This is a genomic window from Rhodococcus sp. PvR044, from assembly GCF_040548995.1.
Classification (GTDB): domain Bacteria; phylum Actinomycetota; class Actinomycetes; order Mycobacteriales; family Mycobacteriaceae; genus Rhodococcus_G; species Rhodococcus_G oryzae.
Map to the genome: position 1 here is coordinate 275,786 of NZ_JBEPSX010000007.1, position 17,005 is coordinate 292,790.

At 68.3% G+C, this 17,005-nt stretch carries 17 protein-coding genes; 8 read left to right on the forward strand and 9 right to left on the reverse strand.

The annotated features are described in order from the left end of the window. Nucleotides 1–152: 152 nt before the first annotated feature. On the reverse strand, nt 153–485 hold the full coding sequence (locus ABIC28_RS18040; RefSeq protein WP_097209716.1) for a hypothetical protein: 333 nt from the start codon (nt 483–485) through the stop codon (nt 153–155). A 218-nt stretch (nt 486–703) separates the two neighbouring features. On the opposite strand from ABIC28_RS18040, the gene ABIC28_RS18045 reads away from it, so the two are divergent. Beyond that, entirely contained in the window at nt 704–1,042 is a 339-nt protein-coding gene (locus ABIC28_RS18045; RefSeq protein ID WP_027501343.1) for an RNA polymerase-binding protein RbpA, read from the forward strand. Between the two features lie 172 nt (nt 1,043–1,214). Here the strand turns inward: ABIC28_RS18045 and ABIC28_RS18050 are convergent, their stop codons facing one another. The 4 genes from ABIC28_RS18050 to ABIC28_RS18065 are packed head-to-tail and all read right to left on the reverse strand — an operon-like array spanning nt 1,215 to nt 5,826. Continuing rightward, nucleotides 1,215–1,991, reverse strand: coding sequence for a polyprenol monophosphomannose synthase (locus ABIC28_RS18050; protein WP_097209717.1), 777 nt, complete (start codon nt 1,989–1,991; stop codon nt 1,215–1,217). Between the two features lie 54 nt (nt 1,992–2,045). Beyond that, nucleotides 2,046–3,671 (reverse strand): apolipoprotein N-acyltransferase, encoded by a 1,626-nt coding sequence (lnt, locus tag ABIC28_RS18055; protein WP_097209718.1) that lies wholly within the window; start codon nt 3,669–3,671, stop codon nt 2,046–2,048. Beyond that, on the reverse strand, nt 3,661–5,241 hold the full coding sequence (locus ABIC28_RS18060) for an amidohydrolase (protein WP_257016945.1): 1,581 nt from the start codon (nt 5,239–5,241) through the stop codon (nt 3,661–3,663). The genes lnt and ABIC28_RS18060 overlap by 11 nt, the downstream gene beginning before the upstream one ends. Nucleotides 5,242–5,247: 6 nt before the next feature. Continuing rightward, nucleotides 5,248–5,826 carry an FxsA family protein gene (locus ABIC28_RS18065; protein WP_097209720.1) on the reverse strand — a complete coding sequence of 193 codons (579 nt, stop codon included), beginning with the start codon at nt 5,824–5,826 and terminating at the stop codon, nt 5,248–5,250. 171 nt (nt 5,827–5,997) lie between these two features. Here ABIC28_RS18065 and ABIC28_RS18070 point away from each other — a divergent pair, with 171 nt between their 5' ends. Then, complete coding sequence (locus ABIC28_RS18070; protein WP_257017002.1) at nt 5,998–6,681, forward strand: hypothetical protein; 684 nt, start codon at nt 5,998–6,000, stop codon at nt 6,679–6,681. Between the two features lie 10 nt (nt 6,682–6,691). Here ABIC28_RS18070 and ABIC28_RS18075 read toward each other — a convergent pair whose 3' ends face one another. Together ABIC28_RS18075 and ABIC28_RS18080 are read right to left on the reverse strand one after the other, a co-directional pair. Continuing rightward, entirely contained in the window at nt 6,692–7,351 is a 660-nt protein-coding gene (locus tag ABIC28_RS18075) for a response regulator (RefSeq protein WP_097209721.1), read from the reverse strand. 17 nt (nt 7,352–7,368) lie between these two features. Next, a complete protein-coding gene (locus ABIC28_RS18080) occupies nt 7,369–8,535 on the reverse strand; it encodes an HNH endonuclease signature motif containing protein (protein ID WP_257016947.1) in 1,167 nt (388 codons plus the stop codon). A gap of 649 nt (nt 8,536–9,184) precedes the next feature. Between ABIC28_RS18080 and ABIC28_RS18085 the strand changes: the two genes are divergently transcribed. Beyond that, nucleotides 9,185–9,493, forward strand: a complete 309-nt coding sequence (locus tag ABIC28_RS18085; protein ID WP_257016948.1) for a DUF2834 domain-containing protein — start codon at nt 9,185–9,187, stop codon at nt 9,491–9,493. A gap of 473 nt (nt 9,494–9,966) precedes the next feature. Further along, a complete protein-coding gene (locus ABIC28_RS18090) occupies nt 9,967–10,674 on the forward strand; it encodes a cutinase family protein (RefSeq protein ID WP_097209723.1) in 708 nt (235 codons plus the stop codon). A 24-nt stretch (nt 10,675–10,698) separates the two neighbouring features. Here ABIC28_RS18090 and ABIC28_RS18095 read toward each other — a convergent pair whose 3' ends face one another. Beyond that, nucleotides 10,699–11,562 (reverse strand): SGNH/GDSL hydrolase family protein, encoded by an 864-nt coding sequence (locus ABIC28_RS18095; RefSeq protein ID WP_257016949.1) that lies wholly within the window; start codon nt 11,560–11,562, stop codon nt 10,699–10,701. 152 nt (nt 11,563–11,714) lie between these two features. Continuing rightward, the gene (locus tag ABIC28_RS18100; protein WP_097209956.1) at nt 11,715–12,872 is read right to left on the reverse strand and encodes a sensor histidine kinase; all 1,158 of its coding nucleotides are present in this window, start codon (nt 12,870–12,872) and stop codon (nt 11,715–11,717) included. A 54-nt stretch (nt 12,873–12,926) separates the two neighbouring features. On the opposite strand from ABIC28_RS18100, the gene ABIC28_RS18105 reads away from it, so the two are divergent. Genes ABIC28_RS18105 through ABIC28_RS18120 form a run of 4 tightly spaced genes read left to right on the forward strand, consistent with a single transcriptional unit; the run spans nt 12,927 to nt 16,979 of the window. Continuing rightward, on the forward strand, nt 12,927–13,697 hold the full coding sequence (locus ABIC28_RS18105; RefSeq protein WP_097209725.1) for a TSUP family transporter: 771 nt from the start codon (nt 12,927–12,929) through the stop codon (nt 13,695–13,697). 14 nt (nt 13,698–13,711) lie between these two features. After that, the gene (locus ABIC28_RS18110; RefSeq protein ID WP_097209726.1) at nt 13,712–15,241 is read left to right on the forward strand and encodes a TldD/PmbA family protein; all 1,530 of its coding nucleotides are present in this window, start codon (nt 13,712–13,714) and stop codon (nt 15,239–15,241) included. After that, entirely contained in the window at nt 15,241–16,605 is a 1,365-nt protein-coding gene (locus tag ABIC28_RS18115) for a metallopeptidase TldD-related protein (RefSeq protein WP_097209727.1), read from the forward strand. The genes ABIC28_RS18110 and ABIC28_RS18115 overlap by 1 nt, the downstream gene beginning before the upstream one ends. Continuing rightward, a complete protein-coding gene (locus tag ABIC28_RS18120; protein ID WP_097209728.1) occupies nt 16,605–16,979 on the forward strand; it encodes a YchJ family protein in 375 nt (124 codons plus the stop codon). The genes ABIC28_RS18115 and ABIC28_RS18120 overlap by 1 nt, the downstream gene beginning before the upstream one ends. Nucleotides 16,980–17,005: the final 26 nt, after the last annotated feature.

The following is a 17,005-nucleotide window of genomic DNA, read 5'->3' on the forward strand; positions in this document are numbered from 1 at the left end:
GGTGTATTCGGCGCAGGTTGCGCACTATTTTGTATGTCCAGATTTGTGTCGGCCGCGTTACACAGAGTATCGGCCGTGGGCTGCTATTGTCGTCCGTTTCGGCCTTTGGTTACATGGCCTGCACGTTCGCGCGCGGCGGCCCCTCGCCCGGATCAGCGGAAGCGCTCGGCCTCTCGCGCGAGTTCGACCAGCCGAGCGCACATCGACGCAAGTTCGGACTGCTCCGCGCCCTCCGCCACGGCGGTCTCGACGTCTTCCGCGGCGCAGCGGACCTCGAACATCCGATCCACGAGCGCCGCCGCCTCGTCTGCGGTCAGGACCACGGCGTCGGCGGGAATCGACGTGCCCTTGACCGCGCTGCGCTGTTCGTATGCGCGCTGTCGGCAGGACTGGCGGCAGTAGCGGCGGCGTCTCCCGATGCCGACGTCGGCGACCTCGCGCCCACACCACACGCACGAATCAAGTCTGCGAGAGGGGCCTGCCACGGACAGTCACCTTACTGTGCCTGCCGACGACGCCGTGCCGGGCGACGATGCTGTGCTGTTCGACATTCACAAACCGGTAAGATGGTGCGGTTGCGTCTGTGCGACGCCCGGGAACCATTCCAGCGTCCGTGGCGTTGAAGATGAGTGAATGCCTGCTGATCGGTGAGGTACTGCCGATCCAGTGCGCTCGCGTGCCGACCTAGGGAGAGGACACCACCATGGCAGATCGCGTACTTCGAGGAAGTCGACTCGGAGCGGTGAGCTATGAGACCGATCGCGACCACGACCTGGCGCCCCGCCGCATGGCCCGGTACCGCTGCGACAACGGCGAAGAGTTCGATGTCCCCTTCTCTGACGATGCCGAGATCCCCGGCACCTGGCTGTGCAAGAACGGTCTGGAGGGCAGCCTCCTCGAGGGCACCGCGCCGGAGGCCAAGAAGGTCAAGCCCCCGCGTACCCACTGGGACATGCTGCTCGAGCGTCGTTCCGTCGAGGAGCTCGAGGAGCTGCTCAAGGAGCGTTTGGACCTGCTGAAGACCAAGCGACGCGGAGCGTAGCGGAGCCGGCGCCTGAGATACCGCGACGCGGAGCGTAGCGGAGCCGGCGCCTGAGATACCGCGACGCGGAGCGTAGCGGAGCCGGCGCCTCAGGCGCCGCTTCACCTGAACGAATCAACGCCGCCCCCGGGGAGATCCCCGGGGGCGGCGTTGTCGTATCCGAACGCCTTGCCTACTTACCGAACAGCGCCTTCGCCTTGTGCCACCGGTTGCGCATGCCCCAGACGGTGACCTTGAGCAACGCTTCCTGCACGATGTTTCCGTCCATCTTGGACTCGCCGAACTCGCGCTCGGTGAACGTGATCGGCACTTCCACCATGGTGAAGCCGTGCTGGATCGCGCGCCAGGCCAGGTCGACCTGGAAGCAGTAGCCGTGCGACTCGATGGAGTCGAGGTCGAGTGCCACGAGCACCTCGCGCCGGTAGGCGCGGAAGCCGCCGGTGATGTCCTTGATCTTCACGCCCAGCGCCAGCCGGGAGTAGATGTTGCCGCCACGGGAGAGGAACTCGCGTCGCTTCGGCCAGTTCACCACGGAGCCGCCGGGCACGTAGCGCGAGCCGGCGACCACGTCGGCGCCCGCGTCGATCTTGTCGAGCAGCCGGTGCAGCTGCTCGGGGGCGTGGCTGCCGTCGGCGTCCATCTCGACGATGACGCGGTAGTCGCGCTCGAGGCCCCACTTGAAACCGGCGATGTAGGCCGCGCCGAGGCCGTTCTTCTCGGTCCGGTGCATGACGTGGATCCGGCCTGCGGTGTCCTGCTCTGCCAGCTTGTCCGCAAGGTCGCCGGTGCCGTCCGGGCTGCCGTCGTCGGCCACGAGCACATGTGTGTTCGGGAGAGCGGCGTGCAGGCGGCCGATGATCAGCCCGATGTTCTCCCGCTCGTTGTACGTCGGAATGATCACCAAGGTGTGCGCGCTCGGTGTGTCCCCGCCTGGCGTACCCGCTGCCATCTTGATCCTCCCTGCCAGCCGAGGCTGGTTTCCTTCGTGATGCGTCCGCCGCCGTCAGTTGATCGGTGCGGCCGACCGACGCCGCCGCACGAGTGCGACGGCGAGGGCCAATGTGGCGCCGACACAGAGAACGATCTCCGGAATCGGGCCGAGTCGAGTAGCCAGCGTAGTGGAGGCCCGAAGTGGAACCTCCGCGACAAGCGTCGCGGGCACGAAAAGTGACGAAGATTCCTGTACGGACCCGTCGGGGGCGACGATCGCACTGACGCCCGACGTGGCCGCGACCACAACGACCCGACCGTGTTCGACCGCCCGCACCCGCGACATCGCGAGCTGCTGGTAGGTCATCTCGGTATCCCCGAAGGTCGCGTTGTTGGTTGGCACCGCGATCAACTGGGCGCCGGCCCGGACCGACTGGCTGAGCGCTCGGTCGAATGCCACCTCGTAGCAGGTCGCAACGCCGACCGGGATCCCGGCGGCCGTCACGACCCCGTTGCCGTTGCCGGGGACGAAGTTGCCCGCCTGGTCGGCATACGAGGAGAAGTGGCGGAAGAAGTCGCGGTAGGGCAGGTACTCGCCGAACGGCTGGATGATCTTCTTGTCGTGGCGGTCCTGTGGACCGTTGTCGCCGTCCCAGACGATCACCGAGTTCGTGGTGGTCCTGTCGCCGTTCACCAGGACGGCGCCGACGAGGATCGGAGCGTCGACGGCACGCGAGGCCGCCTCGATCGCGGCGGCCGCGTCGGCGTTGCGGAACGGATCGATGTCCGAGGCGTTCTCCGGCCAGATCACCAGGTCGGGCTGCGGCTGCGTGCCCGCCCGCACGTCCTCCGCCAGCGCGAGGGTCTCCCGGACGTGATTGTCGAGGACCGCGCGGCGCTGGGCGTTGAACTCGAGCCCGAGCCGGGGCACGCTGCCCTGGATTGCGGCCACGACGACCTTCCGATCCCCCGCCGCGCCGTCCACCGACTCCATATCGGGAAGGGCGGGCCACAGCGCGGCGGCGAGGACCGGCATGGCGAGGGCGAACGCCCCGGCGGCGAGAAGGTCCCGGGTCGGGCGACGGCGGGCGATCGCCACCGCGAGCGCGGCGATCCCGGAGCCGGTCAGCGCGACCGCGAACCCGAGCAGCGGGGCGCCGCCGATCGCGGCGAGCGACAGCAGCCAGCCGTCGGACTGTCCGAACGCCAGCCGTCCCCACGGGAAGCCCCCGAACGGGACGCTCGAGCGCAGCCATTCCGTCAACGTCCACGCGCATGCGATCCACAGCGGCGCCAGCGGCAGCCTGGCCAGGATGACGGCGAGGACGCCGAACAGCCCGAAGAACACGGCCTCCGCGGAGGCGAGGGCGAGCCAGGGCGCCGGACCCACGTACTCCCCCACCCAGGGCAGCAGTGGCAGCAGGAATCCGAGTCCGGCGAGGAATCCGTACCCGAATGCGCCTCGTAGGCGCAGTGGCGGCCGATCCTGGGCCGTCCCGGCGCGGCCCCCCGCACCGAAACGCGTCAGCACCAGGACGAGCAGGGCCACGGCGAATGGGGCGAGGAACCACAACGGTCGTGGTGGGAAGCTCGCGAACAGCAGCGCACCGGATCCGAACGCAAGGACGCAGTCGCGGATGGTCGACGATCGGGGCTTGCGAGAGCGGGTCTGGGTCGAGGCGGTCACCTCAACGCTCATAGATGGTCTCCCCGCGGTGAACGGTTCGCAGGCACACCGGGTTCGCGGACTCGGGATCGAGGTGCGGCAGCGCGGGCACGCGGGACCGCGGATCGGTCGACCAGCGCTGGACCGAATCCTTGGCCGCGGTGACCACCAGCTCACCGGCCTCCCAGACGGCGTACGAGGCAGGCGCACCCGGGACCAGCGTGCCCGCGAGCCCGTCGCGGACACCACCGGCCCGCCAGGCTCCCCTGGTGGCGGCGGAGAAGGCCGCGCGGGGTGAGACCCCGCTGCCCTCGGTGCGGTGGTTGACCGCGGCCCTGAGCATCGCCCACGGGTCGACGGGGGTGACCGGTGCGTCGGATCCGAAGGCAAGTGACACCCCAGCCGCCGCCATCGCGGCGAGCGGGTTGAGGGTCGCCGCGCGATCCCGCCCGAGGGCCTGGACATAGAGACCGTGGTCGCCGCCCCAGAGTGCGTCGAAGACCGGCTGGACGCTCGCGACCACGCCGAGGCCGCCGAGGGTCGCCGCCTGCGCGGCCGTGATCATCTCGACGTGCTCGAGACGGTGACCACACGCCGCGACCGCGGGCCCACCGAGCTCGCCTGCCACACGCTCGAACGCCTCGACCACGGCGGCGACGGAGGCATCGCCGATGACGTGGAAGCCGGCCTGGATGCGCGCCTCGGTGCAGGCCCGCAGGTGCGCCGCGATCGTGTCGACGTCGAGGTAGGCATTGCCCGTCTGGGGGCGGTCGGCGTACGGCTCGTGCAACCAGGCCGTGCGGGATCCGATCGCGCCGTCGACGAAGAGGTCACCGCCGAGGCCTGCCGCCCCCGTCTCGGCGAGGAGTGCCTTCGCCTCCGCCGCGGTCTGAACGGGCTGTCCCCAGTAGGCGCGCACCTCGACCCCGTGCGGGTGTGCGAGCAGTTCACGCAGGTCCTCGCGACCGGAGATGTCGGGGCCTGCACATTCGTGGACCGCGACGATCCCGTTGGCGGCGGCGTTGTCGAGCGCCGCGGTCCTGGCCCGCGCGCGCTGTGCCGCGGTGAGCAGCTCCCTGGCGGCCGCGCGGACCCGGTGGTGATCTTCGGCGGTGACCGGGGCCTCGGCCTCGTCGACGCCACCCGCCCGCCGTAGCAGCGACGAGGCGGCAGCGGAATGGACATCGATCCGGGCCAGGTATACCATCCGGCCCGGTGCGGCGGCGTCGAGTTCGGTGGTCGTCGGGGCGCCGGGTTCCTCGGTCCAGGTGGTCTCGTCCCAGCCGTGCCCCCAGATCACCGCGTCGTCCTGTTCCTCGGCATAGCGCCGCACCAGGTCGAGGCACTCGCGTCGGGATCGGGCGCCGGTCAGGTCGAGGCCGGTCAACATCAGTCCGAGGGCCGTCACGTGGACGTGGGTGTCCACGAAGGCCGGTGTCACGAAGGCCCCGTCGAGTTCGATGATCTCGGCGTCGGGATGGAGCGCGCGTCCGGGACGGTCCTCGCCGACCCACACCACGGTGCCATCGGTCACGGCCATCGATGTCGCATCAGGTGCGGCGGGGCTGTAGATGCGACCGCCGACCAACAATTGGGTACCCACGGGGGTTCAGTCTGCCCGCCGTGGACCCGCCGCCGTGTCACCGGGATCCGGAAGGATGATCTCTCCCTCGATCGCGAGCGGTTCGGCGGTGCCCGCGGGCGAGCCGGCGGTCTCGGTCCCGTATGTGACGTCCTCCACGATGGTGTCCTCGACGATGACGCCGTCCACCACCGTGCGGCGACGGGTTCGCGAGTACACCTCGGCGCCGACCCCGCCCGCCGCGGTCATCATGCCGAGTCGACGACCCCCGAGGATCAACACGAGCGGCCGGAGCACCCGCCGGGTCGGGGGGATCAGCAGGAGCAACCCGAGCGCGGTGGTGACGAGGCCCGGGATCACCAGGAGAACGGTGCCCGCGGCGACGACCGCCCCGTCGGCGACGGCTCCGCCTGCGGAACCGGTGCCGCTGCCGGCACGACGGAACCCCTCGATCACCTTGCGGCCCTGCGAGCGGACCAGGACGAGGCCGATCGCCCAGCCGAGCAGGAACAGGGCAATCGTCCACAGCACACCGATGGTGCTGCCCACCCAGATCACCGCAGCCACCTCGATGACGACGTAGAGCACGAACAACGCCGGGATCATCGGCCTGCCTTTCCTCGGTCCCCTGTCGGGTCCTCTGCCCGAACAACGTGCGGAGGCCCCGAAATTCTCCCGGGTTTGCGCTGTAAACCAGAACCCTCCAGTTGACCTGGATGCACACCTCCAGTGGAGGTCAACCCAAACCCTCTAGTTGACATTTAGACATTGGGCGTGATGCAGTTCACATCGGTCGGGTTCATGATCGCCCTGTTCGCGCACCAGCCGAGGAGCAACATGCGTCTCCCCTTGATCCTTCGCACGATGTCCGTCGCCGGGGCCTCCGCCGCGGCCCTTGCCCTCGCGGTCACCGGGCAGGCGGGCGCGTCCCCCGCGGCCGCGGAACCGCCCGGCTCGGCGCCCGCAGCCCTCCTGACGCAGTCGGGCATGCAGTCGCCCGAGGCGATGGCGGTGCTCCAGAACATTCTGGGCGCCGCGGCGCTCGGTCCCCTCGGTCTCCCCGAGTTCGGCGTGACCGCGCCGCAGGACTTCATGTATCCCGCACCGACTCTCGGCTGCGGGGTCGGCGAGAGTCCGGTGACCGTCACCGTCGCGTCCGCGCAGGCCGGTCCCAACTTCCCCCTGCCGCCGTTCATCGAGCGCGGTCAGTTGCGATTCCAGGCGTTGCCCGCCCACGTCGACTTCCCCAAGCAGTCCGGACTCAATGTGGTCTGGTTCAATGCCGACACCTTCAAGGGCGGCATCGAGCCGCTCAACGACGTCCTGCTCGGGGTGCCGACGATGTCGAAGACCGTGGCAACCGGCGCCGGGACCGTGTTCGCTGCGCTCTACGGCGACGTCACCTATCAGTCGGGCAAGACCTGCTTCGCGCTACCGACGGTGGGCAGCTTCACCGCCTAGCCCGGTCGGCCTACGAGCCGGGCGTGACCAGCCCGGTCTCGTAGGCCAACACGACCGCCTGCACGCGGTCGCGGAGGCCGAGCTTGGTCAGGATCTTGCCCACGTGGGTCTTGATGGTGGCCTCGGAGAGATAGAGCTGCCGCGCGATTTCCGCGTTCGACAGCCCGGTCGCCAGATGACGGAGCACCTCGAGTTCGCGTTCGGTCAGGTCGTCGAGGATCTCGGGTGTCCGGGTCGGGGCCGGGTCGTCGCCGATGAACCGCGACAGCAGTCGCCGGGTCACCTTGGGTGAGACCACCGCGTCGCCAGCCGCGACGCTCCTGATGGCCGAGACCAGGTCCTCGGGCGGGGTGTCCTTGAGCAGGAATCCGCTCGCCCCCGCGCGCAGCGCGCCTAGGGCGTGCTCGTCGAGGTCAAAGGTGGTCATCACCAATACCTTGCTGGAGCAGCCGGATTCGACGATCTGCGTGGTGGCCGCCACGCCGTCGACGATCGGCATCCGCACGTCCATGAGCACCACGTCGGGTTCGAGGTCCCGCGTGGCGTTGACCGCGGCGGCCCCGTCCCCCGCCTCCCCCAGCACCACGATGTCCTCGTGTGCCTCGAGCACCATCTTGAGGCCCATGCGCATCAGCTCTTGATCGTCGACGAGCAGCACGGTGATGGGCATGGCGCCACCCTATCCCCCTACGGGATCTCGTCCATTCCGTCGCTTCCCGTCGGCCGCTGCGGTTGCTCACGCCTTGACACTGTGTCGGCATATTTGTGGGCGTTGGCTTTTCGTCTGGCGCGGTCGAGGAGCTCTTTCGGGTGGTGGCGGTGGTTGACGCGGGGTTTCTGTTCGGGGTCGATGTGTGGTGGTGGGCTCCATTCGGTGCGTCCGGCGTATTCGGAGTCTTTGGGTGCGGTGCGGGTTTTCCAGTCGCCGGGTCCGTCGTGGATGAGGGCGTGGCAGCCATCGCATCCGAGGGTCAGCGCGCCGATGTCGGTGGTGCCGCCCTTGGACCAGTCGTGGACGTGGTGGACGGCGGTCATGGTGGCGGGGGCGTCGCAGCCGGGTCTGGTGCAGCCGCGATCGGCGGCGATCAGAGCCAGTCGTTGGTCGGCGGTGGCGAGGCGTTTGCTCCGTCCGAGGTGCAGTGGTCGGCCGTTGTGGTCGAAGAGCACCAGCACCTGATGTGACCGTTCGGCGAGCTTGAGGGCGTCCTTGATGGGGACGATCCCGCCGGAGGCGGTGGTGACCACACCTGTTTGTTGTTCGAGTTGATCGATCGTCATCGTCAGGATCGTCGTCACCGGCAACCCGCGGTGCGAGCCGAGGACTCCGGAACCGAGGAGGGCGCGCAGTGCTTCCTTGACTGCGTCGTGGTTGCGTTGCGCGGCGGTGCGGGTGTCGCGGCCCGCGGCGGCCGCGAGCTTGTCGCGGTCGACGCCGGGGTGTTCGGCGGCGCCGGTGGGTGATTCGGGGTCGTCGGGGTTGTTCATGCCCGGTCGCGCCCATTTCGCGAGGATCGGGTCGAGCAATGCGCGGGTCTCGGGGTCGAGGTGCCCGGAGATCGGTGTCGTCAAATTCTGGTCCTGCCGGCCGAGGCGGATCCCGCGAAGACGCTTGCGGTCCTTGTCGTCGGTGAGGTTGCCGTCGGGGTTCAGGTGCGCCAGCAACTCGTGCCCGGCTTTCTCGACGTCCTCGGGCGGTGCCGTGCGCGCCAGTTCCGCGAGGATCTGCTCCGCGACTGCGACGTCGGAACTGCTGACGGTGTGGGGGATCTTGCGGATGACTTCGCGTATCGCGCGTGCGTGGTCGGCGCCGATGTCTCCGTCGCGTTGCGCGGTAGCGGTTTCGGGCAGGTCCACGGGTAGTGGCTGGCCGGACAGTGCATGCCAGGCGCCGAGCGATTTTCGCTGCGGTGACCCTCGCGGAGGCATCAGCCGCGGAGATCCGAAGCACCCCGATGAGCAGCTTGTTGAAGGTTTTGTGGCCGAGCTTCCCGGGTAGGGAACGTTCGGCCGTTTCGACAATCAGCCGGTGCCCCACCGCGTCGGCCCGGCGAAGGGACTTTTCGACCCGTTGCATGACCGACGTCAGTTCGCCGTCCGGCAACCCCGTCAGATCGCATTCGGTGAGCCCGCCGATGGCGGTGGCCAATGCGGACAGGTAGCCGTGCACCTGTTCCGAGACCTCGATGCCATCGTTCGCACTCATGTTCCCCTGGGCTGCGCCAATCGCGTCCTCCATGTAGCTGTCGAATGCGTTGGGACACTCCAATACTCGAGTCCGCAGTGTTGTCGAGGGTGTCCACAAGGCAGGCCATCTGACCCTCGCAATCCGGCGGTTCATCCCGCAGCGGCCGGCGCTCGTCGACGTTGACCGGGCACTGTCGCTCGCCCGAGGCGCCTATCGTCCCGACCAATGCGACACGAAGAATTGGGGACGCCGAGCGGCGTTGGGGGCTAACCTTCGCGCATGTCCCCTGCTCGCAGGAATCTCTGTGTCTTTTACGGCGTGATCGCATTCGTAGCACTGATCGCAACGTGGTGGAACAACATCGCGTACCTCGCGGACGGCAATGATCTTGGCGGATTCGTCGTCGACAGCTACGCGAACTACGCAAGCAGTTCGTTGACCAACGACCTGTGGCTCGTTGTGCTCGCGGCCGTCGTGTTCATGGTCGTCGAGGCCCGCAGGCTGGGTATTAAGTACGTGTGGGTGTACGTCGTGCTGTCGTTCGTGATCGCGATCAGCGTGATGTTTCCGCTCTTCCTGATCGCTCGCGAACGGCGCATGTCGGAGACCTCGGGCACGGCGATGTGATCACCCGGCGCAGAAGACACCGCACCGGTCCAGTGCTTTGAAGAATCCACGATGTTCACAGCGCTTCGTGGCCTGCTAACTGGACGGCTCGCGAAATCTGAGTGCCCGTCTTGTGGATCCGTTCGATGCGGCCCGACAACGCAGCGCTCTCGCACGGTGAACGAGCGGAAGCCACGTTCGACGAACTGGAATCGCTAGATGAGCGTGCGGATCACCGAACTCGCAACCGGGAACAGGCAGCTGCGCCACCAACTCGCGCTCGCACACGGACAACTCCGCAGTGAACACATCAGCTAGTCGAGGACACCCGTCCACAACGCAAACCCACATGTCAGATCACGAAGACGGGCTTTGAGCCTAGGGAACATATGTTCGAATCTACCGCCAGGGTCCGACAAGTTCGCAGTACGAACCGCTGCCGACTGCCGTGAGGAAGCATGTCGACGTGGCGTCCCCGAATGTAGTGTTGGCCGATGGGGACGCGCACGATCGCTCGATTCCTCGGCGCCGCGATGGCGATGTCTGCGGTGCTGCTCTGCGTATCCTTCGAACCCCCGCCGGCGTCGGCCCAGCCATGCCCTGATGTCGAGGTGGTGTTCGCCCGGGGTACCGGCCAAGAGGACGGCGTCGGCACGACGGGGCTCTCATTCATCGAATCGCTGCGCTTGTTCGCGGGTGCGCGATCGATCGGGGAGTACGCCGTCAATTACCCAGCCAGCAGCAATTTCGACGACCGGCAAGCGTTCTTCCGCACCTTCGTCGAAGGGATGTGGGACATGCATTCTCGGATTCAGGACATGGCGGCAAGCTGCCCCAACACGAGGATTGTGGTCGGGGGCTATTCACAGGGCGCGGCCGTTGCCGGGTTTGTCACCGCAGCAGGAGATCTCGCCGGATCATCTGCTGAGCCGGCCCTGCCAGGGCCGTTGTCGCCGGATGTGGCCGGCCACGTCGCCGCCGTCGCCCTTTTCGGAAAGCCCTCGGATCGATTCATGCGCGACGCGGGCAATCCGCCGATCGTCATCGGGCCGCTGTTCGGTCCCAAGACGATCGATCTGTGCGCTCCCGGCGACAACATCTGCGATGGTTCCCCTCTCGGTCGCCCCAACGTCTTGCATGCGTTGTATCCCGTGAACGGGACGACCGTCGAGGCCGCACAGTTCGCCGCCAGTCACCTCTAGCCGGTCTGCGCGATGATCACCAGGTCAACGAGCGTCAATCGCCTTCATCATCTCGGTGGCGAGCGCCCGTTCGCCGTCGGCGTTCGGGTGCACAGGGACCGGCTGCGTCGCGTTCAGCATCGGCTCGATCCAGCGCTGCCCGACGGGTTGGCAGCCGTCGCGCCCGTCTGACACCTGCGACATGTCCACGAAGGTGGTGTCCGTCTCCTGCGCCGCGCGCCGCACCGCGTCGTTGAGCGAGGCCTGGAGCTCGCGGAGGTACTGCACGTCGCCCGGGGCGAGGGGTAGCTGCGGGAAGCAGCTACCGGTGGCGGGCACCAGCCACGGGTAACCGGCGATGATGACCTGGGCGCGCGGGGACCTTTCGTGGATGTCGCCGAGGGCCTTCACCAATGCGGGATACGTCTTGGCCTCGATCGGGTCGGCGAGGCTCGTCCCGTACTGCGCCCGGCACGGCGCCTGCGCGCCCGGAGTGGAGACCATGGCGCCGATGCAGGATGCCATCGCCCCCGCGAAGGTGCTGTTGTTGTTGCCGCCGATCATCAATGTGACCAGCTCGGTCGTCGGTGTCAGCGCATCGAACTGGGCGCGGGTCCCGGCGTACTGCGGCGCGTAGAAGTCCTCCGTCTTCGCGCCGCCGCAACTGACGTCGGTGAGCGTGTAGCCGAGCTGCTGTGCGATGAGGTGGGAGAAGTTCTGCTCGGACTGCCAGCACTGTGAGATCTGAGTCGGGGCCATCGGGGACACCCCGGAGCCGGCGCTGAAGCTGTCGCCTAGGTTCACGTACTCGAGCGGCTGCGATGGGGCCGCCGCCGCGGGAGATGCGAATCCCACCGCGGCAGCGAGCGCGCCCGCAGCGAGTAGCAAACGTCTAGTCCCCGTTGTCACGGACAATTCGGATCCCCTCGGTCGTCTGGCATGGCCACCCCACTCTTGATGATGGAAGTGATCCAGGTCTCTTGATACCGATGAGTAACGTAGTCGCATGTATTTGATTTGACCACCCCCAGTTCACCGGACCGTCGACACGGAGTGAATGCCTAATCCTCCGGGTGCAGAGGCAATTCCGCCCGAACCCGCCAACTCCCGTCCGGCTCCCGGCCGGTCTCGAGGTTGCCCTGGAGGACGGCCACCCGTTCCCGCATCCCCACCAGCCCGTTCCCCGAGCCCTGTGTGAACTGGCTCGACCCCCGGCCGTTGTCGGTGATCTCCACCAGCACGTCCTCGTCGCGCCTGCGCACCCGGACCCGTGCCCGCGGTGAACTGCCCGCGTGCCGGAGCACATTCGTCAGCGACTCCTGCACGACGCGGTGGATGCCGAGGCTGAGCGCGGGCCTGATGTCATCGAGCTCCCCCGTCATCTCGAGCTCTACGCGCAGGCCCGCGTCACGCATCATGTCGACGACCTTCGCCACTCCCGCCGTCCCGTGCTGCGGCATCTCGGCGGGGGTCTGTTCGGTGCGCAGCAGCGCGACCGTGCGACGCAGCTCGGCGAGCGCCTGCCTGCCGGTGCTCGCGATGTTGCCCAGCGCACGCTCGGCGCCATCCGGGTTGCGCCGCACGGCATACGAGGCGCCGTCCGCCTGCACCACCATGACGCTCACCGCATGTGCGACCACGTCGTGCAGTTCGCGCGCGATGCGAGTGCGCTCCCCCGCGACCGCCTCCTCGGCCCGCCGGTCGCGGTCGTACTCGGCGACGGCCAGTCGCGCCGCGACCTCCTCGTCGTACAACCGTCGCGCACCGAGGAACTCCGCCGTGATCCAGGACAGCGCATAGAACAGCGAGACGAATGCCGCGGTGGTCCAGAAGTCCTGGTGCAGGAGCCGGATCGCCAGTGCCGAGTCGGCGGCGAGCCCGACGAGATAGAGCGCCGCCGGCCTCCTGCCGACGTAGGCGACGAGCGTGTAGAGCATCACGGCCAAACCGAGCTGGCCCACATGCGCGACCGCCTCGTCGCCGATCCAGCTGCTGATGACTGTGGTGAGGATCGAGAGACCGAGGAGGGCTGCCGCGGCAAGCACGGGATGGCGGCGCCGAAAGGCGATCGGTGTGCACAACGCCAGGCCGAGCAGCAGGAACAGCCACGGGGCCTGGCTGTTCGGTGCCGACAACCCTTCGAGCACGAACAGGATCGTCGCGAGCATCGAGTCGGCGACGAACGGCTTGCCCCGCAGCCACAGGCTGAACCTCCGCATGATCACAGCCTAGGAGTTGCGGGCCTCGGCCGGTCCTGTGATTGGGTCTGACCCATGGCATGGTTCGACTGGGGTGTGTTGATGGTGGCGGCCACCGCGGCCGGCTGGGTCGATGCGGTGGTCGGCGGGGGTGGCCTGATCCTGCTCCCGGCGATCCTGATCACGATGCCTCAGCTGAGCCCGCAGATGGCGTTGGCGACGAACAAGCTGACGGCCGTCAACGGCACCGCCGCGGCTGTGTTCACCTTCAGCCGGAAGGTCGCCATGCAGTGGCGGCTGATGATCCCGGCCGCCGTGCTGGCCGCGCTGTTCGCCGGACTCGGGGCGGCCGCCGTGTCGCTGATCGACAAGGCGCTGTTCATCCCGATCGTCATGGTGTTGCTGGTCGCGATCGCGGTGTTCGTCACGATGCGACCGACACTGGGCACGACGCTCGCCCATCACCAGCCCAGTCGGATGCGGGTGTGGACGACGGTGCTGGTCGCGGGCGGCGTGATCGGGTTCTACGACGGGCTCCTCGGCCCCGGCACCGGCACCTTCCTGATTGTCACCTTCGCGGTGATGCTGGGAACGGAGTTCGTGCGCAGCGCCGCGATGGCCAAGGTGATCAACCTCGGCTCCAACCTCGGCGCCCTCATCTTCTTCGCGGCCACCGGGAACGTGTGGTGGACCCTGGGACTCGCCATGGCAGCCTGCAACGTGCTCGGCGCGGTGCTCGGCGCCAGAATGGCACTTGCCAAGGGCGCGGGCTTCATTCGGATCGTGCTGTTGGTGGTGGTCGTGGTGATGGTCATCCGGCTGGGCTGGCAGCAGTTCGCCCAGTAGGTAGCGTGTGACCCGTGACCGCCACCCGCGACGTCGACCCCGACTTCCTCGCCCTGCCGCTGCGCGCCCTCGCGGACGCCGCGTTGTCCGCCGCCCGGACCGCGGGCGCCACCCACGCCGATCTACGGGTGCACCGGCTGCTGACCCAGTCGATACGACTACGGGACGGTGCCGTGCAGTCCGCGGTCGACGGCGCGGAACTCGGCGTGGCGGTGCGAGTGGTGGTCGACGGGACCTGGGGATTCGCCTCGCACGCGGAACTGACCCCCGACGCCGCGGCCCGCACGGCGGCGCAGGCGGTCGAGGTGGCCAGGGCGCTGCGGGCGCTGAACCGGGAACGGGTGGAGTTGGCCCCGGAGCCCGTATACCCGGATGCGGTCTGGGTTTCCGGCTACGAGGTCGACCCGTTCGAGGTCCCGACGGCCGAGAAGATCGAGCTGCTCGGCGACTACTCGGCGCGGCTGTCCTCCGCCGACGGCGTGGACCACGTCACGGCGAGCGTGATGCAGGTCAAGGAACAGACCTTCTACGCGGACCTGGCCGGGTCGACCATCACCCAGCAGCGGGTCCGTCTGCATCCGCAGTTGGAGGCGACCGCCGTCGATCAGTCGGCGGGCAGCTTCGAGACCATGCGGACCCTTGCGCCCCCGGCCGGGCGTGGCTGGGAGTACCTGGGTGCCGGAGTCGGCCCGGGTTCCTGGGACTGGGCAACGGAACTCGCGCGGATCCCGGAATGGCTTGCCGAGAAGGCCAAGGCGCCATCGGTGACGTCTGGCCCGACGGACCTGGTCATCGACCCGACCAACCTGTGGCTGACCATTCACGAATCCATCGGCCACGCAACCGAGTACGACCGCGCCATCGGCTATGAGGCGGCATACGCGGGTACCTCGTTCGCGACCCCGGACCAGCTCGGCACCCTGCGATACGGGACCGAGATCATGCACGTGACCGCCGACCGCACCGAGGAGCACGGGCTCGCCAGTGTCGGGTACGACGACGACGGCGTCGGTTCGCAGCGCTGGGATCTGGTACGCGGTGGCACCCTCGTCGGCTATCAGCTCGACCGGGTGTTCGCTCCGCGGCTCGGCCTGGAACGTTCCAACGGATGCTCCTATGCGGACTCGCCCCACCACGTACCCATCCAGCGGATGGCGAACGTGTCGTTGCAGCCGGATCCCGAGCGCGACACCTCCACCGAGGATCTCATCAGCCGCGTCGAGGACGGGATCTACGTGGTCGGCGACAAGAGCTGGTCGATAGACATGCAGCGGTACAACTTCCAGTTCACCGGTCAGCGGTTCTTCCGGATCCGGAACGGCGTTCTCGATGGGCAGCTCCGGGATGTGGCGTACCAGGCCACCACGACCGACTTCTGGGGTTCGATGGAGGCCGTCGGCGGTGCCTCCACCTGGCAGCTGGGTGGCGCGTTCAACTGTGGGAAGGCCCAGCCTGGTCAGGTGGCGGCGGTCAGCCACGGTTGTCCCTCCGCGCTGTTCCGCGGTGTGAACGTGCTCAACACGCAGGCGGAGGGTGGCCGATGATGATCCAGGCGCAGGACGTGATCGAGCGGGCCCTCGCGCTGCGCACGGTGGACGAATCGATGGTGTTGGTCACCGATGCCAGCGAGGCATCGCTGCGCTGGGCCGGCAATTCGATGACCACGAACGGCGTGTCGACCTCGCGAAACTGGACCGTCATCTCGATCGTCCGCGACGCCGAGGGCGCGCACGTGGGGACGGTGAGCTCCAGCACCGTTGACCCGAAGCAGATCCCGGAGGTCGTGCGGGCGAGCGAGGAGGCGGCGCGGACCGCCCCACCCGCCGAGGACGCGATGGACCTGATGTCGGGTGCAGGCGTTCCCGACCCGGACTGGTCCGCGGCCGCGGCGTCGACAGGGATCGACGTGTTCGGCCGACTGGCGGGTGATCTCGCCGACGGGTTCGACGGCGCCGACCGGCTGTACGGCTTTGCGCACCATCAACTCCACACCACCTGGCTGGGCACCTCCAGCGGGGTACGCAGGCGTTTCACCCAGCCGACCGGCTCGGTGGAGATCAACGGCAAGCGCGGTGACGCCAGCGCGTGGGTCGGCGCGGGCACTGCCGACTTCGAGGACGTGTCGGTGCCGAGCCTGCTGGCTGAGCTGACCACCAGGCTGAACTGGTCCAAGCGCACGGTCGACCTGCCCGCGGGTCGCTACGAGACCCTGCTGCCTCCCTCCGCCGTGTCCGACCTGATGATCTACCTGATGTGGACGATGGAGGGCCGCGGCGCGGAGGAAGGGCACACCGCGCTGTCGAAGGCGGGCGGCACCCGGGTCGGTGAGCGGCTCAGCGATTTCCCGCTCACCCTGCGCTCGGACCCCATGGCGCCCGGACTCGAGTACGCACCCTTCGTCGCGACGACGACATCGAGCGACTCCCTCTCCCTCTTCGACAACGGCATGGATGTCGATCGGGTCGACTGGGTCCGTGACGGTGCCGTCAACGCGCTCGCCTACCCCCGCCACGCGGCGCAGGAGTTCGGGGCCACGGTGGCCGTGCCCGGCGACAACCTGCTGCTCACCGGCGGCGGTGCGGCGACCATCGACGAGATGGTCGCCCGGACCGAGCGCGGGCTGCTGCTGACCACGCTCTGGTACATCCGCGAGGTGGACCCGGCCACGCTGCTGCTCACGGGCCTGACCAGGGATGGGGTGTATCTGGTCGAGGACGGGGCGGTCACCGGCGCCGTCAACAACTTCCGTTTCAACGAGAGCCCGCTCGACCTGCTGCGGCGGGTCTCGGAGGTCGGGGCCACCGAGAGCACCCTCCCGCGCGAGTGGAAGGACTGGTTCACCCGAACCGCGATGCCGCCGCTGCGGATCCCCGACTTCCACATGTCGTCCGTGAGCCGGGCACAGTGATGACCCGCTGTCCCTGCCTCAGTGGTGAGACCTACGAGCGATGCTGCGGGCGGTTTCATTCCGGTGCCGCGGAGGCGCCGACCGCCGAGCAGCTGATGAGGTCCCGGTACAGCGCATTCGCGGTCGGCGACGCCGACTATCTGCTGCGGACCTGGCACCCGAGTACGCGCCCGGGGCGGCTGACCCTCGACCCCGATCAGCGCTGGACCCGGCTCGACATCCTCGGCCACACGGGCGGCGGGCTGCTGGAAAACGAGGGCACGGTCGAGTTCGAGGCACACTACGTGCACTCCGGGCAGCGGGACTCGCTCCGCGAGCACAGTCGGTTCGTGCGCGAGGACGGGCGCTGGTCGTACCTGGACGCCCTCGACTGACTTCTCGCCGCGGGATTCGCACCCAC